Origin of the sequence: Labilithrix luteola (genome assembly GCF_001263205.1) — a bacterium.
Lineage (GTDB): Bacteria > Myxococcota_A > Polyangia > Polyangiales > Polyangiaceae > Labilithrix > Labilithrix luteola.
This window is the reverse complement of record NZ_CP012333.1, coordinates 423,359-446,015: the sequence shown is the minus strand read 5'-3', so window position 1 is coordinate 446,015 and position 22,657 is coordinate 423,359. Positions and strand designations below refer to the sequence as shown.

Genomic DNA, 22,657 nt, shown 5'->3' with positions numbered 1-22,657 from the left:
CGGCGGTCCCCTTGTGATCGTCGGCCCTTCAGTGCCCGCGCGCGTCGTGGCTCAGCTTGGGGAGAACGACACGTCCGTACAGCTGCGCGCACTGATGGATGAGCACTTCGCTTTCGTGTGGCGCTCGCTCCGACGCCTTGGCGTGCGCGAGGCACAGCTGGACGACGCCGCTCAGCAGGTGTGGATCGTCGTGTCGCAGAAGCAGTCGGAGCTGCGTGTCGAGACGGCGCGTGCATTCCTGTTCGCTATCGCACTTCGCGTGGCGTCCGACGCACGACGTACCCTCCGCCGTCGCCGTGAAGTTGGCTCCGAAGCCGCCGAGCCCATGGACGAGCGGCCGGGGCCCGACGAGCTCGTCGACCGAAAGCGCTCGCGCGCGATCCTCGATGACATCCTCGATGCGATGCCCGACGACGTGCGGGCGGTCTTCGTTCTCTTCGAGCTCGATCAGACGAGCATGGCCGAGATCGCCGGTATTGTCGGGGCTCCGCTGGGGACCGTCGCCTCGCGCCTTCGCCGCGGTCGTGAGATCTTCGAACTCGAAATGAAGCGCGTCCGAGCGCGCGATTCGTTCCACACCGGAGGTGCGCGATGATCGATCCCCCGCGTCTGTTGGATGGGGCCAGCGATCTCGAGCGCGCGATCCTCGAGTCCGCGCTCGACGACGAGCCGAGCGTCGAACGTCGGAAGCGCGTGGTGGCAGGGGTTGGTGTTGCGGCCGCTGCCGTCGCGGTGACATCGCTCGGCTCTCGCTTCGCGTCGTGGAAGCTCGTCGTGGGAGCGGTGTCGATCGCGGCGGCCTGCGCGGTGGCCGGGATCGCGCATAGCTATCGCGCCGACGTGGAGGTGGCGGTCGCGTCGCGCCGAATCGAAGCGCCGGCGGTGGAGAGCGCTCCGCCCAAGCGCGCGCTCGAGCAACCTCCCGCGCCCGTCGAGGAGCCTGCGCCCGTGCTTGTGCAGGCTCCCGTTCAGACCGTGCCTGCGCGCCCCACCGTCGCGCACCCGGCAACCGCGCCCGAGCCTTCCGCTCCGTCCATCTCGCGCGAAATTCTACTCATCGACCGCGCGCGCACCGCCAAGGCAAAAGGCCATGCCACAGAAGCCCTGGCCGCTCTCGACGAGTACGAGCGTGACTGGCCGCATGGGGCGCTTGCGGTCGAGGCCGAAGTGCTTCGCATCGAGGCTCTTGCGGCCGCAGGCGACGAGAAGACCGCGGACGAAAAGGCGCGCGCGTTCGTCGACGCCCATCCCAGAAGTCCCTACGAGACACGCGTTCGCGCGTACGTGAAGAATCCATGATCAAACCCGGTGCAGGCGGCCAATGGACCTACTGATGAAGCACTCTCTCGTTCTCGCACTCTGTTTGATGGGCTGTACGGGCCGCGCGTCGCTCGGCGACCAGGGCACCTCGAGCGATCCTCTCTCGGCCGAACCGAGCGACGGCGGTGGTGTGTCCGAACCCGACGATGCTGGGACGCCGATCGCGTCGACGGACGTGGAGTTCATCGAGCTCGTCGACCCGCAAGCTCCTTGGCAAGTGGTGCACATCGACGCCAACTGTCACGTGACCGACGGCAGCGGGCTCGACGCGCAGGGTGACCCGTCACGGTGTGGCGAGCTCTTTGCGTTCGCTGTGGAGGCGGACCCGACGAAGTACGGTTGCGGTCGCGGTTGCTTTCCCGTTGAAATGTGCACCGGCACGGTGCGCATGCATTTGCGCGATGGTCGTGACTTCGTGCGGCGCGACGACGACGCCGATCGTTGTTTGGTGGCACTTCCGGGCATCCCCACGGAGAAGGCCGCGCTCGGGGCTTGGTATAGCGCTGGCGGTGGCGGCCCTGACAACGGAGCCTTCACGGGGTGGCGTGACGCTGGCGGTGGCGGCACGTAACGGTTTCGCCCGCGGGGGAGTTCGCGTAGAAATGGGGGCGTAGCTCGGCGCGGTTCGATTACCGATGAGCGGTGGCGATCCGCGGCACGTCATCCTCAGTTCGACGTTCGAAACCAGCGCGCGATCCCCATGCAGCTCTGCAAGACCCCCACCGAAGTCGTCCAGCACATCCATAGTCACCAGCGCGTGTTCGTGCACGGCAGCGCGGCGACGCCGTCGACCTTGCTGGCGGCGCTCCTCGACCGTGGCGGTGAGATCACGGGTGTCGAGCTCGTCGCGATCAGCACGTTCGGCGCGATCGACTGGAATCGAGCGAAGGTGCGCGAGCACTTCTTCATGAACTCGCTCTTCGTGTCGGCCAACGTGCGCGAATGGGTGGACACGAAGGACGGTGACTACGTTCCGGTCTTCCTGAGCGAGATCCCTGCGCTGTTCCGCAAGGGCGCCATGCCCATCGACGTGGCGCTGCTGCAGGTGTCGCCGCCGGACAAGCATGGATACTGCTCGCTCGGCACGTCGATCGACGCTGCGCTCGCCGCCGCGTATTCGGCGGACGTGGTGCTCGCGCAGATCAATCCCAAGATGCCGCGCACGCATGGCGACGGCCACATCCATACTTCGCGAATCACCGCGGCCATCGAGCTCGACACCGACCTGCCCGAGGTTCGGTATGGCGCGGAGGCTGACGAGCGTACCGAGAAGATCGGTCGCTACGTCGCCGAGCTCATCGAAGACGGCTCCACGCTCCAGATGGGTATCGGCGCCATCCCCGACGCCGTGCTTCGCCATCTCGGAAGCCACAAGGGGCTCGGCATCCACACCGAGATGTTCAGCGACGGCGTGATTCCCTTGGTCGAAAAGGGCGTGGTCACGAACGAGTTCAAGAAGGTCGAGCCGGGAAAGATCCTGACCACCTTCGTGATCGGCACGCGCAAGGTCTACGACTTCGTCGACGACAATCCGATCGTGTCGTTCCGCGACGTCTCGATGGTCAACGACACAGCGGTGATTCGAAAGAATCCGAAAGTCGTCGCCATCAACAGCGCGCTCCAGCTCGACCTCACCGGCCAGGTTTGCGCCGACTCCCTGGGCACCTATCAGTTCTCGGGCATCGGCGGACAGATGGACTTCATGCGCGGCGCCTCGCTCTCCGAAGGTGGCAAGCCGATCATCGCCATGCCGTCGGTCACGAAGAAGGGCATTTCGCGCATCGTCGGCACGCTGGCCGACGGCGCAGGCGTGGTCACCACGCGCGGCCACGTGCACTGGGTGGTGACCGAATACGGCGTCGCCAACCTCTACGGCAAGGGCCTGCAGGAGCGCGCGAAAGGGCTCATCCAGATCGCGGCGCCCGAGCATCGCGAAGGCCTCGAGCGTCAGTTCTACCAGCGCTTCACCCGCGGCTCCTGAATCGCGCCGAGCTCCCGCGGTCGCTTTGGAGCACATCCCGCGCAGTGCCAGGAGCGGAAACCTCCGTCGCCCGACGCTGGTGAGGGGATATCCGATCAGCGGTCTTTCGCGCGGCGGGCGGCGTCGCGTTCGCGATCACGTTCGCGCGATCGCTGTCGGTGCCCCCTGTGCGAGATACGACGCGCGCCTTCTTCGTTGCCTTTGATGGAAGCAACGGGGGACAGCGTGTACTCGATCCGCGCGAGGCCCGCCGAGACCACCGCGCTGACGACTTCTTCGGCGCTTTTGTAGCACTGCCCCGATTCGTCGAGCGGAACGCGTCCGTCGAGGTTCACGAGAATGCCGTCGCGCCGGTATTGGTCATCGACCTTGCGTTGATCGAGCTGACGCATGGCTTCACCGCGCGACATGCGCCGGCCGGCACCATGGTTGACCGAGTAGCCGCTCTTTTCGGCACCGGGCTCGGGCCGCAAAATGTAGCTGTGGTCGTGATTCGAGCCGGGAATCAGAACGGGGTGGCCGGAGGCTTCCCACATCGTTCCGACGAGGGCCGGGTGACCCGCCGGGAAAGCGCGCGTAGCACCCTTGCGATGCACCCAGACTTTGCCGAACTCGGGATGATCCTCGGCCTGAACGAGGTTGTGACTGATCTCGTAAATGAGCTCCAGCTCTTCCCGGAACACTTTGCGGAAGGCTTCGGCGATCTGCTCGTAAATGACGAGTCGATTGAGAATGGCGTAGTTCCCGCCGGCGGCGACCGCATTGAGGTATTCGCGGAAGTGCTTCGATTCGGGCGTGAAGAATCCGAGATCGAGGTCGGAAATCTCCTCGGGCCGCTCTTCCTTGGCCATTTGGAAATAGTTCGTGGCAAGTCCATGCCCGAAGCCGCGGCTGCCGGTGTGGACCTGAACGAAGAGCGTTCCCGTTTCTTCGCAGGATTGGAGCTCGATGAAGTGATTGCCTCCACCGAGTGACCCAAGCTGATCGAGGCCGCGCTCCGGCGAGCCCTTGCCGCCCCAAGGAATGTCCCAGCCGTCGTCGACGGGAATACGATGGCGCTCGGCTCGGCTCCGATCGAAGCTCGCACCGTACGCTTCGACGTAGTGCTCGGCACCGCCGCGGACGAGGTCCTGGAAGTCCTTCTCGGAGAGTCGACCGAGCTTGATGCTCGTGCCGCCGGCGCCGAGCGAGACGCGCTTGGTGACCTCACGATTGAATTCGAGCTTCCGATCGGGGGTCGCGAGCTCGGCGGGAACCTTGCTCCGCGCGCTCATCATTCCGCAGCCGATGTCGAATCCGACGGGGCCCATCGCGACCGAGCCATGGTTGCGATCGGTCAAGATCACGCATCCGACGGGAACGCCGTAGCCGTAATGGACGTCAGGCGTGATGGCGACGAGCTTCGTTCCCGGGAATCGCGTGGCGTTGACGATCTGTCGGTAGAGCGTTGGCTCCGCTTCGGCGAGAAGCTTGGGCGTGACGAAGAGCCGGACCGGAACGTCGCCCGTGTCGGCCGTCCGTAGCTCGAAGTACCCGTCGTCGCGGAGCGTCGCGTTCTGCTTCCAAGTTGCCTCGGCGAGCAGAGGTTTCGATTTCGACATGGCTCTCGGGGCAACGTACCACCGCGCGCGGCTCAGGCGCGACGCTCACGTGCGACGTCGAGCACGTGTTCGTTCGCGAGGTCGACCGGCTCGTCACTCGATCCAGGTTTGCCTGGGCTTCGACGTGCAGTCCGTCTTCGCACTCTGCGTCGTCCAGGTGGGGCCCGAATAGTTCACGAGCAATCCCATGCCGACGTCGCATGTACCGACGACGCTGTCGGTGGGGCAGGCCGTGACGAGCTTCGCCTTCATCATCTTGGCGAGCTCAGGACCGTTCTTGGTGAACTTGTCCTTGCCTTCCGGGGCATCCGTGACGACGCCGCATTGCAAAGGATCTTTTTCGTCCTGGAGGTAGCCGACGGCGACCTTGCCGGGCTTGATGCCCTTTTGCACGAAGGCAGCCTTGCCGGGCTTCGAACCCTCGCTCGACGTCGCGTCGGCCTTGTTGCAGGCGACGGCGGCCGTCGCGATCGAGACAATCAGTCCAAGCTTGATGGCAGTGTTCATGAGCATCCTCGTTGCGACGTCGCCAGGCCGGTAGGTCGTCTGTCGGCCGGTTGCCCGTCGTTCGCTGCTCGGACAGGTCGAGGCGCATGATGTCTCGCGAAATACGCCGCGCCCATGTGCGCTGGCGCCCACGGGAAAATGTTCGTTCCGAGGCTCAGAACGTCATGCAGGGCTACTTCTTCTTCAGGTCGCCGACGAGATCGCCTTTGAGCCAAGTGTATTCGGCAAGCTTCGACGCGTTGCCGTTTCGCACGATGGAGACGTCCTTGAAGATCGGTTCGACGCCGTAGCTGTTCTCGAAGAGCGGGCCGTCCTGGAGCTGGAAGTGCAAATGCGGCTCGCTCGTATTGCCTGCGTTGCCGCACAGGCCGAGCACGGCGCCTCGTTTCACCGTCGCGCCCGGCTTCACCCGGAGCTTGCCCGGCTGCAAGTGGGCATAGACGGAATACAGCTGATCGCCGTGCTTGATGATGACGAGATTGCCTGCAGCGAAATACGGATTCATCGACCCGGGCGCGTTTTCGGGCACGCCGTCGATGACAGTGATGACCGTGCCGTCGGCGACCGCGAGGATCTCTTGACCGTAGGCGTAGTAGTCCTCGTTCTTCTTGCCCTCGCCACGATGCGTCTTGCCGGCCTCGTCGACCATCACGAGGTCGGTCGCGCGCCGTTGGCTCTTGTGGGAGACGTGCTGGTTCACGTCGAGTGACGGCCCTCCCCAGGACACCGACCACTGACCGCGGAAGGGCAGGCCCATGACAAGCGTGCTCTTGACGACCTCGGGATCGGGTGCCGGCGGATCGTTGAAGCGAAGGCCGATGATCGTGTCGTCGTTCGAGAGATGCAGCTCGACCCGCCATTCGCCGCGCTCGGCCTTGAACGTGTACGTCCCGCTGCGATCGTTGCCTCGCCCGGCATCGCGCGTCGACGAGAGGATGCGCCCCTTGGCCTCCAGCATCGCGTTCACCCACGGGCCAGCCTTCTCGAGCGGAAGCACCTCGCGCATCGGTCCGTTGAACTTGGCCACGATGCCCGCCGCATCCTTGGCGTCGATGGCACGAATCAGATCGGCCGCCGCGGCGTCGACCGGCACGACGCTCGGCGTCGTAGCGGCCGACGTCGAGGCGGGCGCGGAGGGGGCGGCCGCTTCCTTGGTGGGGGCCGGCGACGACAGGCACTTGCCCTCTGGGGCGCTCGGCGGCGGATTCCCACCCGCGCAAGCGAGCGTGACGAGGGGCAGAAGGGACGCCACGGAGGCCAAAAGGGTCAGTCGCATGGTGGGCAGGATATGGGCCCGCCACGCCCGAGCTGCAACCCCACGCCCGTCGCATTCCGCGACGGATTCCCGGCCGGAGTGCCCTTACAGTGTCGACGCTCGAGCTTTCCCGCGCGAACTTCGAACACCCAACGGCGCGCCGATAACGAGATTTTTCGTCTTCGTGAGGGCGCGGTACGATTTCGTAATAATGGGGGCACCCGGTCAGCACCATCCCTTGTGGCGCCGGGAACCATCGCTTCTGTAGCTTCCGAAAGCGCGCACGCGTCGTCGTTTCCCGTGTCCAGTTCCGAAGACGTCGCGGTCATTTTTCGGGAGCAGGGGCCTTATGCCCACCGCATCTTGCGGAGGCTCGGCGTACACCCGGCGGATGTCGACGACGCCTTCCAGGAGGTCTTCGTCGTCGTCCACCGGAGGCTCGGCGAGCTTCGCCAACGCGATTCGCTCAGGGCGTGGGTCTACGGCATCTGCATCCGGGTCGCCGCCCGTCATCGGCGCATCCGGAGCTCGGCACGCGAGGTCGCCGTCGAGGAGGCGGCAGAGCCGGTCGACCCCACCACGCCCGTCGAGTCTCTGAACGAGAAACAAGCGCGCCAGGTCCTCCACGCCATCCTCGACCAACTCGACGAAGACAAGCGTTCCGTCTTCGTCCTCTTCGAGCTCGAAGAACTCGAGATGCACGAGGTCGCGCAATCGCTCGAGGTCCCCGTGGCTACGGCCTATTCGCGTCTACGTGCAGCACGCGCCTCGGTCGACGACGCCGTTCGTCGTTACCGCGCGCGAAGGGAATTCAAATGACTCGCGGGCCCACTCGCCTCACCGACCTCGCCAAAGACGCCCCCCCGAGGACGCGTTCATGCGTTCGCTCCTTCGCCAGCAGCCCGAGGACCTGCCTTCGGACGCAAAAATGCAGGAGCTGGCCACGCGTCTCGGTCCGATCGTCGCGCCGAGCACCAAGTCCACCACGCTCGTGTCGGGATGGCGATGGCTCATCGTGGTGGCTGTGGCTGGAGCCATCGTCGGCATGCCGATAGCCTTGCGGACGCAGTCGCGCGTGGACGCTGTGTCGGCGTCTCCTTCGTCTGTCGTGACTGCAGCCCCGGTGTCCGTCACGCCGAGCGCGCCTGCCATCGCGAACGAACAAGCCGTGGCCAACGCGGTGCCATCCATTTCCGTCGACTCGTTGCCCACGGCCGCGGCCGAGCGAGCGCGCCCGGCGACGGTGTCGCCAGTTTCTCCTGCGTCGACCTGCACGAACGAAATCGAGCTCGTCGAGCGCGCCGATGCAACGCTGCGCGCCGGCGACGCTCGACGCGCGCTCGAACTCACCCGCGAGCATTTCACGCGCTGCCCGAATGGCTCCTTCGTGCAGGAGCGCGAGCGCGTTGCCATCGAGGCGCTGGCTCTCCTCGGACAGAACGAGGAAATGCGCGCGCGCGCCAAAGCTTTCGAGACGCGCTTCCCGTCGTCACCCCACGTTCGACGGATTCGCAATCTCGCGTCTTCCAATCCCGAGTGAAGGGCTCTTTCGATGACCATTCGTGAATCCTTGCGCGTGCCGGCGCTCGCGTTCGGCGTGGCCGTCGGCGTCTTGGCGGCGCCGTCCGGTTGTGCCTCGAAGTCCGACGAGAACCTCGGATTCGAGCTCGGTAACGGTCAGCCCCAGCTCGTCGCCGAAGCGGGCGTCGATGCCTGCAATGGCGACGCGAACTGCGTCGACGCCAACGCGTTCAAACCGCTTTGCGTGAGCACGTCGTGTCAGGCTCCCTACGGAACTTGTCCGAGCGACACGTTCCTCTGCGAGACCAACTTCGATTCCGACAACGACAATTGCGGCGCCTGCGGAGTCTCGTGTCCGCGCGGCGACGGGGTGAGAAACCTCTTCAACGCGCAATGGTTTTGCCAGGCCGGTGCCTGCAAGATGGTCTGTGACGCCGCCATCGGCATGTCGGATTGCAATGCGGATCCGACCGACGGCTGCGAGACGAATACGCAGTGCGACGCGAACAATTGCGGCGGATGCGGGATCAAGTGTCCGGCGGGCGTGGAATGCCGCAAGGGCTCTTGTGGATGTCCGAGCGGTCTCACTGCGTGCACCCCGGGATGTGGCAATCTCTGCAACTATCTCCCGGCCGACAACAACAACTGTGGGGCCTGCGGAAACGTTTGCCCAATCCTCGACCCGCCTTCGTATCCGCATATGATCTACGGATGTGTGGATTCCAAATGTAATGTTCTGAAGTGCGATGACGGCTATATCGATTGCAACGGCAAGATCGAAGACGGTTGCGAGGTCGCCTTCTACGATGACCCGAAGAACTGCGGAGCATGCGGAAGAGCCTGTGCAGACGGGCAATCGTGTGCTGGCGGCAAGTGTGCCTGCGCCCCGAACGAGGCAGCGTGTCCATTTCGCGAGGACTTCTTCTGTACCGATCTCGACAACGACGCCGCCAACTGTGGCGCCTGCGGGAACGGCTGCCCCGCAATCGACTTCTTGACCAAGCCCGTCTGCAAGTTCGGGCACTGCTCGACCGAATGCGCGCCTGGATTGGCAGACTGCGACGGCCGGGCCGACAACGGTTGCGAAACCATGACGTCCTCCGATCCGCGCAATTGCGGCGGCTGCGGAATTCAGTGTGACCTTGCTGCGGGCCAACCGTGCATGGGTGGCTCCTGCGTCATGGCCCCGTGCAACCCCGGAGGTCCCCAGTGAAGGCCTTGGGTTCCCCCAGCAGCGCCGCGAGCCTCGTGCTGCTCGCGATCGCTTCGACGAACTTCTGGACCGGGTGCAGCTCGTCCGACTCGTCGGGCACGGGCGACTCCCTCGACGGCGGGACCGACGCGGGGCCGACCGATGCGAGCTCCGCGGAGGTCGATGCGGAAGGCGGCGTTCCCACGTGCAACGCTTCGTTCTGCCGGACGTCACTTCCCGATCTGAGCGGCGTGGCGATCAACGCCTCTTGGGCCGTCTCGGAGTCCGACGTCTGGGTGGGCGGGTCCGGCGGCTTCGTGGCTCACTTCGACGGCACGAGCTGGACGCGCGTCAAATCGGGAACGCGCGCTTCGATCTTCGGCATCACGGCAGGAGCCGACGGAACGGTCTGGGGCGCGAATGGCGGCTACACGCTGCTCAAGCTGAATCGCGCGGCCAACGGCGCGCCCGAGAACGTGCGCCTCGGCAACAATGCTATTTTCGACGGAATCTCGGCGTCCGGCTCCGAGCTCTTCATGGCTGGTGCGCTGATCCCCGAAGCCGGAGATACGGTCCACGCGAACATGTGGCGCTTCGGCGCGCACCCGGACGGCGGCGTCCCCTCCGTCGTCCCCATTTCACCGCCGTGCCCAGGGCGGAACGACCCCGGCGAGCGGTGCACGAAGCTCCATGGCGTGTGGGCCGAGAGCGCCCAGCGCCAGTGGTTCGTGGGCGAAGCAGGGAAGGTGTACTTGACCGACAGTTCCCCGCGCCCTGACGGAGAGCCGATTCGGTTCATCGAGATGAACTCGAGCTCGCTGCGAACGCTCAAGGCGATCTGGGGATTCGGTTCCAACGACGTTTGGGCTGTCGGTATCCAAGGCGTGATTCGACACTGGACCGGAGGCGACCCGAAGGTGGACGCTTGGCATGTCGTGCCATCTCCGGTGACGCGTGACCTCCTCGCGCTGTGGGGCTCACGACCCGACGACATCTGGGCCGTCGGCGACCAAGGCGTGGTCATCCACTGGGATGGCTCGAGCTGGACGGAGCGTGAGATTCCGTATGCGGAAGATCGACGACCGCGCTTCTATACCGTCACGGCCGCGGGGGACGATGTGTGGATTGGAGGCGTGAACGCATTCCTCCGCTCGAACCGCGCGACGGGGACCAAATGATGAAGCGCTATCTCTTGCTTGCGCTGATGCCGGCCGCGGCCTTCGTGGCTTGCGCCCATGCGGACGAGACACCGAATTCGGCCTCTACCGATGGCGGCGTCCCCGAGGCCAGCCCGGCGGATGCCGGTGGTGAAGACGCCAACGATTCAGGGCGCGATATCGATGCCGAAGCGCTTCGCTGCAGCAACGATTTCTGCCTCGTCGATACGCCTCCGCCCTCGGCCTATGGATTCACGAAATGGATGTTCATGGGCGTTCAGGTCGACCCGGTGATCGGCACCTGGGCGATCGCCAATGGTCAGCCCGGCGACGAGGGGACGGCCCAGCTCCTTCGTCTCGAAGATGGCGTTTGGAAGCCGCGCTATGCGCCGACGCTCGGCTCTGGCGCCGCGAAGCGCAGCATCCGACTGGCAGCGCTCGCGGGTGATGGCAAAGGCCATCTCATCGCGATCGGCACCGCCAAGGACGACAACTCGACGGTCATCCTGCGCAGTGATGGAGTGACCGTGACGACGTCGGCGTTCCCCGGTGAGCTCATAGCCACGTGGATGACCGGCAACGACGACGCCTGGGTCGTGGGGCGCACGGGGTCGATTCACCACTCGGTGGGCGGCGGCGAGTGGACCGACGAGTCGAACCCGGCGGGCGGAACGTTCTATGCGATCTGGGGGAGCGGCCCCAGCGATGTCTACGTTGGCGGCCAATCCGAATACGACCCCGAGACGTTCGAATCGTGGGCTTACGTCGGCCATCGCACGCTCGATGATGCGGGGGCGCCCACGTGGACGTTCGAGATGTTGGGCGATTTGCAGAAAGAGGTCGACGGCGCCGGATATCCAATCATCGCCGGCATTGCCCCGCCGGGCGGCAGGCCGTTCCTCTCCGCGCCGAACGTGTCGGCATGGCTGGAAGCCGACGCTGGCGCGAGCTCCTGGGTGAGAGACCCGTACCGCCCACGCACGTGGGTGCAAGCGCTATGGGCGCGAAGCGCAAGCGAAGTGTGGGCCGCTGCCGATACGGGGCGCGTCTACCGTTACGACGGGACGACCTGGCACGAGCTCTCGTTCTTCTTCAATGGTGCACCCGCCGGGAATCACCTGACGGGCATTTCGGGAACTGCCCAAGGCGAGATCTTCGTCGTGGGTGAAGGCATTGCGCTCCGGAGGCAGGTGCCGTGATTCGTCGTCATCATCTCACGCTCGTCGCCACGGGCCTCGCGCTCGGCATGCTCGCAACCGTCGTGGCGTGCAGCTCGAGCGACGACGGTCCGAACACGAACACCGACAAGGCAGACGGAGGGGATGCGGGCGATGCCGCCGCCCCGACCGACTCGGCGAGACCCGACGCCGCCGAGGCCGCGGTCGACGCCGGCGAGCTCGTCGACGCCAGCGTGCCCGCCATCACCTGCGCGACCTCGCCCTGTGCCGTCGAGATCGCCGCAGGCGCCGATTCGGCATGCGTTCGTATGAGTGACGGCACCGTCCGCTGCTGGGGCAGCGACATCGGTCACGCACTCGGACGGAGCCCAGACTCGACCGCCTCGACGCTCTCACCAGCGCCCGTCGGCGGATTGACCGGTGTAACGCAGCTCTCCGGGAGTGCGTCGTATCCAGGCGACGTTTACTGCGCGCTCCGCACCGGTGGCGAGGCGGTTTGCTGGGGATCGAACGACAAGGGCGTGCTCGGTCGTGTCGTCGCCGGTGCCGTCGACGTCGAATCGTCGCCCACGCCCGCGCCCATCGAGGGGCTAGGAACGGCGACCGGGATCTTCGCGGGTGAACGTGTCTCGTGCGCGACGCACGCCGATGGTGAGGTCTCTTGCTGGGGCTCGAACGAGGCCGGGCAGATCCCCTCGCTACCGCGCGACGCTGCCGCGCTCGCTTCGGCCACGAAGTTTGCTCTCGGCAGCAAGGGCTCTGCGCTCGCAGTCGCCGGGCGAGGAACGATCGCTCTGACCGAAAGCGGGCTCGTCTCGTGGGGCCTCTCGGGCACCTATCTTGGGTCCCAGACCGGCGTACTCGGTCGCGAGGTGTCCTGGCCGGCGTCGCCGCCTGACAAGATCGAGCTCTCCTGGGTGTCGTCGATCACTGCCCGTGGGAACCGAGCGTGTGCGCTGTCCAACGGACGCGTGTACTGTTGGGGCGCGGCCCCGACCGTCGGCGCCGATTCCGTGTACCCTGCACCTGCCGGCGTCGAACCGAAGGGCGAGTATGCTCTCACGGTCACCGTTGGTGCGCGCGCGGCGTGCTCCATGCTCTCCAACCAGACGGCCGTATGCTGGGGTGACAACGCCTACGGCCAGCTTGGTGGCGGCGATGCCGAGGTGAGGGCGACGCCGGTCGTGGTGAAGTCGCTGGCCGGCCCGCCGGTACGATTCGCGATAATGGACACGGCCACCTGCGCGCTCCTTCGAGACGGCAACGTGCAGTGCTGGGGGCAAAACGACAAGGGCCAGCTCGGTTCGGGCACGGCGGACGCGCTTCCTCACTTCGAACCCAAGACTTTGGTGCTCACGCCATGATGCGTTCTCGTCGATTCTCCCTCGGCCCCCGAGCCGCGCTGCTTGCCGTCACCTTCGGTGTCGCCGTCTCCTCCGCGTGCGCGAAGAGCACCGACGATGCTCTTACCGCCCCCCGCCGCTCACGTCGGGGGAATGTCTCGCGCAATGCGCACCCGACGGGCGAGCTCTCGTCGATTGCCACGGCGAAGTCGTCACCGCATGCGACGCCTACTCGACGTGTGTCGGCAACGTCTGCAAGCCGAGCTGCGAAGTGGCCGATCAAGAGCAGAGCTCCGTTGGCTGCGAGTATTTCGCGGCCAAGCCCTCGGCCTTCCTCTTTGGCGAGGAGGGCGTCAAGAATGACGGTAGCTGTTACGCCGTCATGGTCGCCAACACCTGGAACGCGCCGGTCGAGCTCCAGGTCGAGTACGGCGGTCAGGCAATCCCCTCGAGCTATTTCCGCGTTCCGCGCGGGCAGGGCGCCGACATCCATTACGAGCTCTTGCCCGAGGGCAAACTCCCCAGCAACGAGGTCGCGATCCTCTTCCTCGCGATGGAGCCGACGGTACCTATATCGGAGGAGGGAATGCCCCTCTACGTTCCGTGTCCGGAGACGGTCGGCGCCGGCGTCCTCAGCTCGGCGGCCGTGCGCGGAAGCGGCAAGGGAACGATGTTCCACATTCGTTCGTCGGCCCCCGTGACGGCGTACGACATCTATCCGTACGGTGGAGCCAAGAGCTATTTCCCGAGCGCGTCGCTTCTCCTCCCGACCTCTTCGTGGGGTACGGAGGCCGTCGCCGCGGACGGCTATCATACTGGCGGAGAGCAGGCGGCCCGGGGGGTCGGAACATGGTTCCAGGTCCTCGCGAGCCAGGACGACACGCACGTCAAGATTCGACCCACTCTGGACTTGCAGAGCGTGGCCGGCGCGCCGATCGTCAAGCAGGGAGAGGTGGGCGAGTACCTTCTTCAGCGCGGAGAGTTTTTGCAGTTTGCAGGCGTCCAAGATGCGGACGGTACCGGGGTCGAGGCGGACAAGCCCGTGGCGGTCGCCGGCGGAGCATCGTGCATGAACATCCCCGAGGGGCGACCGTTCTGCGACACGCTCCATCAGAACATTCCGCCGATTCGCCTGTTCGGTCACGAGTACGTCGCGACGCGCTATCGCGATCGTGAGCCGGGCGAGCCCGAGGTCACGCCGTGGCTCGTTCTCGCCGCCGCGGACGACACCACGCTCACGTACGACCCGCCCATCCCCGACGCGCCGACGAAGCTGATGCGTGGCGAATCGAAGGAGTTCTTCGCCCCCGGGCCCTTCGTCGTCCGCACGCAGGACGATGCGCATCCCATCTACGTTGCGTCGTACATGACGGGCGGCTCGCTCGTTACGACCAACATGGGGGACCCCGAGATGGTCAACGTCATTCCCGTCGGCCAATATCTCTCGAAGTATCTGTTTCTGACCGACCCTACGTACGGCAACACGAATCTCGTCTTCACGCGCGGCGCCGTGGACGGCAAGTTCGAAGACGTGCAGCTCGATTGCCTCGGAACCGTTCAAGGCTGGCAGAAGGTTGGAAATAGCAATTACGAAGTTGCCTATGTCGACCTGGTGAAGAACGGCGGTCCGGAGGGTGATTGTGACAACGGCGTGCATCGCGCGTCGAGCAAGAATCCCTTCGCGCTCACGGTCTGGGGCTGGGACATCACCGCGAGCTACGGCTTCCCCGCCGGTATGGGAACGAAGACGCTCAATACGGTCACGGGCATTCGCTGACCGTCACGTCGGTCATCGTGCCGAGGCCACTTCTTTGACGAGCGCGCGCAGCGTTTCGGCATCGAACGGCTTCTCGACGCGGCGATTCGGGACCTTGCCGAGAAACTGCTGCGCCTTCGCGCTGAACGCGCCGGCCGTCATGAACACCATCCGCTCGGCCACGTTGGGCTTCGTCTCGCGCAAGCGCTCGTGCAGTTCCATGCCTGTCATCTCCGGCATGAGCAGATCGCACAGGACGAGGTCGTAGCCGCCCTTGTCGAGCCGGACGATCGCCTCGGCGGCGCCTCCTGCGACGTGCACGGAATGCGTTCGACCGAGGACCCGTCGTACGGATGCCCCGACCTCGAGCTCGTCGTCGACGACGAGGACGCGGAGGCGGCGCACCGAGCGGCGTTTCTTGGCGGAGGCCGGTCGCGTGGCGCCCGTTTGCTCCGGGGCGGCGGGGAGAACCACGCGGAAGGCGCTGCCGACACCGAGCTTGCTCTCGACCTCGAGGCGCCCGCCCGCCTTCTCGACGAGTCTTCGCGCGATCGACAAGCCCATACCGGTGCCTTCGCCGATGGCCTTCGTGGTGTAGAAGAGGTCGAAGATCCGCGGCAGATCTTCCTCCGAAATGCCCGTGCCGGTATCGCGGATCTCCACGAATGCGCCGTTCGGGGCCGCACCGGTGGTGATTCGAATCTCACTCGCATCGGCCGAGCCGAGAGGAATGGCCTGTGCCGCGTTGAGGAGCAGGTTCATGAACACCTGCAGCAGCTGGCCTTCGTTGGCGTGCACCGCCGGAGGCTCCCCGTACGCCTTCGACAGGCGGGCGTGATGCCGTAGCTCGTTCTGCACGAGATTGAGGGCAGCCTCGAGCAGCGCATTCAAATCGAGGTGTGACGTGCCTGCCTCGCCGCCACGCGTGAAGTGATGCAGATCGCGAATGATGTTTCGGACGCGGAGCGCTCCTTCGCGCGAGGCACTCAACGCTCGGCGAAGCTCGGCGACGAGCTTGGGCGGAAGAGGTTCACCTGCCTTGACGGCATTCATCTCTTCGAGGACGAAGTCGATGTTCGCCGAGACGAAGGCGAGCGGGTTGTTGATCTCGTGGGCAACGCCCGCCGCGAGCGTACCCATGGTGGCGAGACGATCGCTCATGTGGAGCTGGGCGTTGACCTGCCGGAGCTCGCGATCGTCGCGCGCGACGAGAACGAAGCCCACGGGCTCTCCCCCGGCGTCGCGATGCGGTGAGCCGTTCACGGCCACGGCGAACGTCCCACCCTCGGACGTGCGGAAGAACGTGTCGCGATTCACGAAGGCTTCGCCGACGCGCTCGCTCGACAGCTCGTCGGCCAGCGCGCGCTCGCTCGGCGCCAAGAGCTCGCCGACGCGTTGGCCCACGAGGTCCTTCGCGCGGCGACCAAGGAGCTTTGCCATCGCGGCGTTGGTTCGATGAACGCGCCCCTGGCGATCGAGGAGGAGCACGCCGTCGAGCATCGACTCGAGGACCATCTCGAGCAGCTTTCGTTGCTTCTCGTGGTCACCGACGAGAAGCCCGATCTCGACGGCGACGTTGTTGAGCATGTACGCCATCGTGTCGAGCGGATCACCGCGCCCCGTACGTTCCGCACGCACGGTGAAGTCGCCGCTGGCGAGCGCGATGAATTTCTCGATGAGCGCCGCCATGCCGACTTCGTAGGCGCGCTCGCGGCGCTGCGTGTCGCCGATCTGTTCGGCGAGCACGTCGATGAAGAAGGCAATGGCGTCTTCGTGGTCCTCGCGGAAGTTTCGAGGAATGCGGGCTGTCAGGTCGCCTCGAACGAGGCGCAGGAACACGTCGACGAGCTTCTCGGCGAGCGCGCGATCGCCATCGAGAGCCGGCGTCATGGGCCCATCTTGACTCAGATGCGGCCGCCGCGGACGCGATTCGTTTCGCGGATCCACGGAAGAGCGTCTTCGAGGGAGCGAAAGACCTGCGTGGGAATCGCCGGCTTCTTGAGACCGGTATAGACCGAAGCGGTCACGCGTCCGAAGAATGTCTCTCCCACGAGCGCAAAGCACGTGGTGAGAAGGCCGTGCGACTCCTCCTCGTAGACCGTCCGCGCGCCGCCGTCTTGGACGAGCACACGATCCATGAAGATGATCGCGGCTCCGCGATGTCCAACCGAGCGCCAGTGCGCGGTTTGGAAGGCAAGGCTCTCTCTGGCGGTTTTCTCGTTGTCTTCGCAACGCTCGTACGGGACGACTGCCAGAATCTCCGTCTCCACGAGATAGAACTCGGCATTGGAGCTCGAGCCGAGGTGCTGCCACTGATCCACGGGAATCACGTTCACGCTCCTTGTTGCATACTACCGGGCGCTAAACTTTCTCGGCCCACGCGAGCGCGAGCTCGAGCGTTGCAAACGATTTGATTGGCAACTTGCTTTGACGCAGGCCAATCGAGAACGAGGCGATGGCACGTCCGAGCAGGCTCGACGCGACGAGAGCGACCCCGCGGAGGAGCCTGTCGTCGTACCCGAGGTAGACCGTGCGGGCGGCGTGGTCTTGCGAGGTGAAACCATCCATCAATACGATGATGGCTCCGGGGGAACCAATTCGCCGGAAATAGGATTCCTGAAATTCGCGGTTCTCCGTGGCCGTCTCGAAGTCGTCGAGAGAGCCGTCTCTCGGCACGGCGCAAAGCAGCCCCGAGCGAACCTGGAAGAAGCGCGAATTCGACGTGTCGCCGACGATGCTCCACCCGCGCATCGCAACGTCGGGCTGGGTCATCGGGCACCGAAGACTTTCACGAGGAGCTCGGCTCGGGTGGTGACGTCGAAGCGGCGATAGAGAACTTTGACGTACTGGCGTGCGGTATGAGCGCTCACGCCGAGGTCGGTGGCGATGTCCTTCGGGCACACGCCGCGCACGAGGCGTTCGAGTGTCTGGTTCAGCCGAGGCGAGAGCGGCGGGTCCAACTTGACCGAGAGGGGAAGATGGCGGCCGTCCAGAGCCTCGCGAACGGTCTTGCGAAGCTCCTCGGTCTCCCAAGGCTTGGTCAAGTATCGGTCGACGTGACCGTCGTTGATGGCGGTGATGGCGGACTCGAGGGACGCGAAGCCGGTGAGAACGAACCGAAGAACGCGCGGATAGGCGACCCGGATGCCGCGCAGGAGATCGAGCCCGCTCATCTCGGGCATGGCGATGTCCGAAATCACGAGGTCGACGGACTCCCGCGCGAGGATTTCGAGCGCCTTTGCGCCCGAACTGGCCTCGAGGATCCGATAGCCACTGTTTCGCACCGTTCGAGCGAGGGCCTCGACGACATGCGCCTCGTCGTCGACGAGGAGAATGGTCTCCTGGGACATGTAAAACCCGCTCCCCCGAGGGTGATTGAAGCCCGCACCCCTCGCAATTCCCCCACCTAGGGGATTGCCTGAGGGGCGAGAATAGCTCGCTTTCGGCCCGGCCCTTCGTCATTCGACCGCCTGGCGCTTACCTGGGGGGGAGGGGGGGGCCGCAGGAAGGACGCGACACCCGTGGCGGCTCTCGGCTCCCTCGCTTAATCTGATCATGCGAGGGACTGCGCATCATCATGAAACCTCCGGGGCGGGCCACCGCGCTCTTGCGTACTCGGGCTCCGTGGATAGCCCTCATCGAGGCGATCTACGCGCCGTCGGTCGACGACAAGGAGTGGGCGCATGGGATCGCCGAGACCGTCGCGCGCCTGTTCACGAAAGCGACCGGATCGGGCCTCTATGCATTCGAGCACGACGACGAGCGTCGCTCGATCTCGCAGGCCTGGGAGGTTCTGCTCGGAACTGCACGGCACACGCGCGGAGCCAATGACGAGGATCTCCAGTCCCTCGGCGTCGAGTTGTTCGACGCGACCTTCTATCCGCCCACGCTGGCCATCACACAGTCCGAGACTCTCGCGCGGCACGTGATCGCTCGCCCCTCGTACATCGACGAGATGTACGACAAGGCGGGCATCGCCGATGGCGTCGGGTTGATCGCGCATCCCGAACCCGGGGCGATCGTTGCGGTGTGGCTCGCGTTCGAGCACCACGTGACGCTCTCGCCGCACGAGCGGCGCCTTCTCTCGCAAGTAACGTTGCACGTCGAAAGTGGAAGCCGTCTGCGTCGGCGCCCAGACGCCGTGCGCGCCGTTCTCACGACGGAGGGGCGTCTCCTCCACAAGGAGGACGGCGCGCCGGACGCGAGCGTCATGAGTGAGCGCGTGCGTCGGATCGAGCGAGCCCGATCCAGAAAGGAGCGCCAGAGCGCAGACGCCGTGGACGTGTGGAATGCCCTCGTGGCGGGCGAGGTGAGCATCGTCGAGCGGTACGACGGAGGCCGACGGCAGTACGTGGTCCTCGAGAATGCGCCGAGCCGTCGAACCCACCGAGCGCTCTCGCGGCGCGAGATCGAGGTCCTGCGCCTCGCGGCGCGCGGCGTTCCCGTGAAGCTGATTGGCTATGGCCTGGGCCTATCGTCGTCCGTCGTGTCGACGTCGCTCGCCAACACGGCGGCGAAATTGAGTCTTTCGAATCGGCTCGATCTGGTTCGCGTCGCGTCGCTCCTCACCGACACGCCAGCCGTTCCGGTCGACATCACGTCGCTCACCTCGACGGAGCACGAGATCTTCGAGCTCGTGCAGCGAGGCTTGTCGAACGAAGACATTGCACGACGTCGTGCTCGCTCCGTGCACACGATTGCGAATCAGGTTGCGAACGTCTTGAAGAAAACACGCAGCTCGACGCGCCGTGCTCTCCTCGCAGCGCAGGCAAAGTCGAAATAGCGGTCACGCGCAATCCCAGGTACGCCGACAGCTCGAACGAGGCGAGCGCCAGAAGCACGTCGTGCGCGCCGGCGGACGTGGTAGATGCGGTCGACGATGGCTCGCGCTGCATCGGTCTTCTTTCGCTCGCGGAGCGTGATTTGGACGAAGGGCTCTTTCGCGGCAGCGGCGATCGCGGCGTTGCTCGTCGGTCGAGAGGCCGCAGCGCAGTCGATGCCGAGCGAAGAGCCGCCCGCAGAAGCTTCCGCGCCTGCGCCGGTGGAGACCACCCCGCCGGTTGCGCCCAGCGAGCCTGCCTTTCCGGCGCCGACTCCGCCTGCCGCGGCGGTCACGACGGCGCCTCCGACGTTCCCGTTCGCGAAACGTGGGACAATCCTACTCTCGATCGATCAGGCGCTCCCGTTGTTCTCCTTCGGCGGCGTGCCGGCAACGTCGCAAGCGCTGGTCTCCACGGCGCTCGGAGATTCGACCGCGCGTGTGCTCCGGCCCGTCGTCGTCGACGTTCTGCTGACCGATCGTCTCACGTTCGGCGGTTCGATCTTCGTCCAGCAGACGCTGACGGACTCCACGCTCGAGACGCATATCGGTGGAGGGCTCGTGCGCGTTGGCGGTATGTTCCCGCTGACGTCCAAGCTCGCCGTCTGGCCGCGTCTGGCGGGCAGCTACATCACGAGCACGAAGCCCGAGGACTTCGCCTACTTCCAGCTCTCGGTGGACGCGAAACTTCTCTATGCGCCGCGTCGTTCGTGGGCATTCAGCATCGGGCCCTCGATCGACATCCCGTTCGACGACCGGCAGCACTTCACCTCCGGTTCGCCGGATCACGGCGTCATGCCTGTGGCGACGGCCGACAACCGGCTCGTTCGCATTGGCGTGTCCGCGGGAATCACCGGGCGTCTCGGAAGGTCGGGGGGCGACGACGAAGAGTCCGCCGACGCGGAGCTCGAGCCCACTCTCTTGATCGGCATCGACCGCGTCGTTCCCTTGATTCGCTATACGGCGTCGTCGACGAAGACCAACGCCGACGAGCAGACGGCAAAGAACTTCGACGTGGCAACCGCCCAACTCGCCGCGTACAGCCCGCAGGCACCTCGCCTGTCGGTCGACTATCGAACTCCGTTCGGACTCACTGTTGGAATGTCGGGGAGCGTCGGCTGGGAGAAGGTCTCGATGGACCGACGCTCACTGTTTCCGTCGCCCACCGGAATGACGATGGTGTCGTACGCTCTCTCGCCGCGCGCGGGCTATTACAAGTCCCTCACCAAGGGCATCGCGGTCTGGCCTCGTGTGGGTGTCACCTACGTCAATTCGGCCATCGAACGCTCGAGCGGGCTCGATGGTGACGACGACTACCATCTCGGATTCGACCTCGACGCCTTCTTCGTCTTTTCTCCGACTCCCGGTTTCGGGCTCCTTCTCGGTCCCTCGCTCGAAGTCCCGCTCACGGGCAAAACCGAAGTTGCCCAGAAACGTGCGGAGTACAGCGTGTTCTCGGTCGGGCTGGCCGGCGGTCTCGTCGTCGGGCTTTGAGCGAACCTCAGATGGTGGGCGCGGCAACTTCCCAATCACAGATTCGTTGCATGATGTCGAGTAGACCGCGCCCGCGCTTCGTCACGGTGTAGACGAAGCGTCGTTCACCGTTGGGGTGCTTGTCGAGGAGGCCCTCTGCCGTGAGCTCGCGCAGACGCCGACCGAGAACGTGGTCGGTGACGCTGGGCAGCTCGCGCTTCAAGGCACCGAACGAATCGTGTCCGCGGAATACCGAATAGAGCACCTGCATCTTCCAGCGCATGGCGATGCGGTAGAGCGCGTCGTTGAGCACGCAGGCTCGCGCGAGGATTCGCTGATTGCCGAAGTTCGTCGAGCTGGTCTTCCGTGTGCTCGTTTGCGTCTGCTTCATGGGCGCGCCTCGCTCACTCCCGAGTGAGTATGGGCCGCGAGATGCCCGCTCGCTAGGTTGCCGTGCATGGAGATCACGAACGTCATCTATCCGGTGGTCGTCGAAGACTTCGCCGACTACGCAAACACGGTTGCGCATTATCGCGAGGTCCTCGGCTTGCCGCTCAAAGCCGAGTTCTCGCACCAGGGATTCACTGTGTCCTGGCTCGGCCCGATGGTCGTCGTGAGCGCTCGGGACAAGGCCGCGCTCGACGTCGCTTTGGAGGTGGAGGGGATCCTGGTGGTCGACGATCTCGACGCCTTCTGGCAGCGCATGCAGGGACGCACCGAAGTGCTCGTCGCGCCCGAAGAGGTCCCGTCAGGACGTCGCTTCGTCGTGCGTCACCAGGACGGTCGCGCGGTCGAGTATCTGGACCTCGCGAACTCTCGTTGACTGGCGTGGGCGCTCGTCAGCTCTTGGCGGCGGCGATGACTTCGTCGGCATGATCTTTCGGCGTCACGTCGCGCCAGACCTTCTTGATCGTGCCGTCTTTGCCGATGAGGAACGTCTGGCGCGCGTGCAGGCCAGGACGGAGCGAGGGCACGCCGAATGCTTTGGCGAGTGACGCGTCTTCGTCGACGGCCAGGTCGAACGGGAGCTTCTCCTTCTCGATGAACGCCTTGTGCGAAGCGGCGTCTTGCGTGGAGACGCCGATCACGGTGATGCCGGCCTTCTTCAAGTCTTCGGCGCGATCGCGGAAGTTCTGCGCCTCGACCGTGCAGCCGGGCGTCTCGTCCTTCGGGTAGAAGTAGATGGCCACATAGTGGCCCTTGAGGCTGGAGAGCTTCGTCTTGCGGCCGTCCTGGAGCGTCATCTCGACGTCCGGTGCCGGGTCGCCCTCCTTCAACGTGTCGGTCTTCGGCGCGGTCGATGTGCCTGACGAGGCGGTCGAGGCGGAGGCCGCGCCGCTCGTGGTAGGCGGTGCCGCGTCGGTCTTCTTGTCGTTGCAACCTGCAACTGCAGCGAGCGCGAGCATGGCGACGAGCGTGGTGCGAACGAGCATGCACGCAAGATATCCGAGCGAGTGGGCAGGCGAGACGCGAACCTTGCCGCAGCGCTTCTTTACGTACGAGCGCGTCATTTCCGACGACGAGGCGCAGCGTAAACGCTCCAGCTAGAAACGT

The 22,657-nt window shown here is 65.3% G+C and carries 23 protein-coding genes; 14 read left to right on the top strand and 9 right to left on the bottom strand.

The genetic code is table 11. From position 1 onward, the window contains the following. The first annotated feature begins 46 nt into the window (after positions 1-46). The 4 genes from AKJ09_RS02125 to AKJ09_RS02110 all read left to right on the top strand — a co-directional run bounded on the left by AKJ09_RS02125 (position 47) and on the right by AKJ09_RS02110 (position 3,301). A complete protein-coding gene (locus tag AKJ09_RS02125) occupies positions 47-595 on the top strand; it encodes an RNA polymerase sigma factor (protein ID WP_240488373.1) in 549 nt (182 codons plus the stop codon). Further along, positions 592-1,299, top strand: a complete 708-nt coding sequence (locus AKJ09_RS02120) for a tetratricopeptide repeat protein (protein WP_146645502.1) — start codon at positions 592-594, stop codon at positions 1,297-1,299. The genes AKJ09_RS02125 and AKJ09_RS02120 overlap by 4 nt, the downstream gene beginning before the upstream one ends. 34 nt (positions 1,300-1,333) lie before the next feature. Beyond that, positions 1,334-1,891, top strand: a complete 558-nt coding sequence (locus tag AKJ09_RS02115) for a hypothetical protein (RefSeq protein ID WP_146645501.1) — start codon at positions 1,334-1,336, stop codon at positions 1,889-1,891. Positions 1,892-2,020: 129 nt separating this feature from the next. After that, positions 2,021-3,301, top strand: a complete 1,281-nt coding sequence (locus AKJ09_RS02110; protein WP_146645500.1) for an acetyl-CoA hydrolase/transferase family protein — start codon at positions 2,021-2,023, stop codon at positions 3,299-3,301. 95 nt (positions 3,302-3,396) lie between these two features. Here AKJ09_RS02110 and AKJ09_RS02105 read toward each other — a convergent pair whose 3' ends face one another. From AKJ09_RS02105 to AKJ09_RS02095, 3 genes are all read right to left on the bottom strand, one after another. After that, positions 3,397-4,902 carry an RtcB family protein gene (locus AKJ09_RS02105; RefSeq protein ID WP_146645499.1) on the bottom strand — a complete coding sequence of 502 codons (1,506 nt, stop codon included), beginning with the start codon at positions 4,900-4,902 and terminating at the stop codon, positions 3,397-3,399. A gap of 93 nt (positions 4,903-4,995) precedes the next feature. Continuing rightward, positions 4,996-5,409, bottom strand: a complete 414-nt coding sequence (locus AKJ09_RS02100; RefSeq protein ID WP_146645498.1) for a hypothetical protein — start codon at positions 5,407-5,409, stop codon at positions 4,996-4,998. A gap of 172 nt (positions 5,410-5,581) precedes the next feature. Beyond that, positions 5,582-6,685, bottom strand: coding sequence for a M23 family metallopeptidase (locus AKJ09_RS02095; protein ID WP_146645497.1), 1,104 nt, complete (start codon positions 6,683-6,685; stop codon positions 5,582-5,584). 279 nt (positions 6,686-6,964) lie between these two features. Between AKJ09_RS02095 and AKJ09_RS02090 the strand changes: the two genes are divergently transcribed. The 7 genes from AKJ09_RS02090 (at position 6,965) to AKJ09_RS02060 (ending at position 14,832) form a co-directional block, all read left to right on the top strand. After that, on the top strand, positions 6,965-7,483 hold the full coding sequence (locus tag AKJ09_RS02090) for an RNA polymerase sigma factor (protein ID WP_240488372.1): 519 nt from the start codon (positions 6,965-6,967) through the stop codon (positions 7,481-7,483). Between the two features lie 58 nt (positions 7,484-7,541). Next, complete coding sequence (locus AKJ09_RS02085) at positions 7,542-8,204, top strand: hypothetical protein (RefSeq protein WP_146645495.1); 663 nt, start codon at positions 7,542-7,544, stop codon at positions 8,202-8,204. Between the two features lie 12 nt (positions 8,205-8,216). Continuing rightward, complete coding sequence (locus AKJ09_RS02080; RefSeq protein ID WP_146645494.1) at positions 8,217-9,398, top strand: hypothetical protein; 1,182 nt, start codon at positions 8,217-8,219, stop codon at positions 9,396-9,398. Further along, positions 9,395-10,555 carry a hypothetical protein gene (locus AKJ09_RS02075; protein WP_146645493.1) on the top strand — a complete coding sequence of 387 codons (1,161 nt, stop codon included), beginning with the start codon at positions 9,395-9,397 and terminating at the stop codon, positions 10,553-10,555. Before AKJ09_RS02080 ends, AKJ09_RS02075 begins: the two co-directional genes overlap by 4 nt. Further along, the gene (locus tag AKJ09_RS02070; RefSeq protein WP_146645492.1) at positions 10,552-11,733 is read left to right on the top strand and encodes a hypothetical protein; all 1,182 of its coding nucleotides are present in this window, start codon (positions 10,552-10,554) and stop codon (positions 11,731-11,733) included. The genes AKJ09_RS02075 and AKJ09_RS02070 overlap by 4 nt, the downstream gene beginning before the upstream one ends. Continuing rightward, the gene (locus AKJ09_RS02065) at positions 11,730-13,076 is read left to right on the top strand and encodes an RCC1 domain-containing protein (RefSeq protein WP_146645491.1); all 1,347 of its coding nucleotides are present in this window, start codon (positions 11,730-11,732) and stop codon (positions 13,074-13,076) included. Before AKJ09_RS02070 ends, AKJ09_RS02065 begins: the two co-directional genes overlap by 4 nt. Positions 13,077-13,152: 76 nt before the next feature. Next, on the top strand, positions 13,153-14,832 hold the full coding sequence (locus tag AKJ09_RS02060; RefSeq protein WP_146645490.1) for an IgGFc-binding protein: 1,680 nt from the start codon (positions 13,153-13,155) through the stop codon (positions 14,830-14,832). A gap of 12 nt (positions 14,833-14,844) precedes the next feature. On the opposite strand, the gene AKJ09_RS02055 is transcribed toward AKJ09_RS02060, so the two are convergent. Genes AKJ09_RS02055 through AKJ09_RS02040 form a run of 4 tightly spaced genes read right to left on the bottom strand, consistent with a single transcriptional unit; the run spans position 14,845 to position 18,161 of the window. Beyond that, positions 14,845-16,701: an ATP-binding protein gene (locus tag AKJ09_RS02055; RefSeq protein ID WP_146645489.1), complete on the bottom strand. Its 1,857-nt coding sequence runs from the start codon at positions 16,699-16,701 to the stop codon at positions 14,845-14,847. 14 nt (positions 16,702-16,715) lie between these two features. Beyond that, a complete protein-coding gene (locus AKJ09_RS02050) occupies positions 16,716-17,141 on the bottom strand; it encodes a DUF7793 family protein (RefSeq protein WP_146645488.1) in 426 nt (141 codons plus the stop codon). 31 nt (positions 17,142-17,172) lie between these two features. Then, positions 17,173-17,583, bottom strand: coding sequence for a DUF7793 family protein (locus AKJ09_RS02045; RefSeq protein ID WP_146645487.1), 411 nt, complete (start codon positions 17,581-17,583; stop codon positions 17,173-17,175). Continuing rightward, positions 17,580-18,161, bottom strand: coding sequence for a response regulator (locus AKJ09_RS02040; protein ID WP_146645486.1), 582 nt, complete (start codon positions 18,159-18,161; stop codon positions 17,580-17,582). The genes AKJ09_RS02045 and AKJ09_RS02040 overlap by 4 nt, the downstream gene beginning before the upstream one ends. Positions 18,162-18,388: 227 nt before the next feature. Here AKJ09_RS02040 and AKJ09_RS02035 point away from each other — a divergent pair, with 227 nt between their 5' ends. Together AKJ09_RS02035 and AKJ09_RS02030 are read left to right on the top strand one after the other, a co-directional pair. Further along, a complete protein-coding gene (locus AKJ09_RS02035; protein WP_146645485.1) occupies positions 18,389-19,594 on the top strand; it encodes a helix-turn-helix transcriptional regulator in 1,206 nt (401 codons plus the stop codon). Positions 19,595-19,690: 96 nt separating this feature from the next. After that, on the top strand, positions 19,691-21,124 hold the full coding sequence (locus AKJ09_RS02030; protein WP_146645484.1) for a hypothetical protein: 1,434 nt from the start codon (positions 19,691-19,693) through the stop codon (positions 21,122-21,124). A 7-nt stretch (positions 21,125-21,131) separates the two neighbouring features. Here AKJ09_RS02030 and AKJ09_RS02025 read toward each other — a convergent pair whose 3' ends face one another. Further along, the gene (locus AKJ09_RS02025; RefSeq protein WP_169927178.1) at positions 21,132-21,494 is read right to left on the bottom strand and encodes a winged helix-turn-helix transcriptional regulator; all 363 of its coding nucleotides are present in this window, start codon (positions 21,492-21,494) and stop codon (positions 21,132-21,134) included. A gap of 66 nt (positions 21,495-21,560) precedes the next feature. On the opposite strand from AKJ09_RS02025, the gene AKJ09_RS02020 reads away from it, so the two are divergent. Continuing rightward, positions 21,561-21,926: a VOC family protein gene (locus AKJ09_RS02020; protein ID WP_169927177.1), complete on the top strand. Its 366-nt coding sequence runs from the start codon at positions 21,561-21,563 to the stop codon at positions 21,924-21,926. Between the two features lie 16 nt (positions 21,927-21,942). Here AKJ09_RS02020 and AKJ09_RS02015 read toward each other — a convergent pair whose 3' ends face one another. Next, the gene (locus AKJ09_RS02015; protein ID WP_205633569.1) at positions 21,943-22,614 is read right to left on the bottom strand and encodes a peroxiredoxin; all 672 of its coding nucleotides are present in this window, start codon (positions 22,612-22,614) and stop codon (positions 21,943-21,945) included. Between the last annotated feature and the right edge of the window lie 43 nt (positions 22,615-22,657).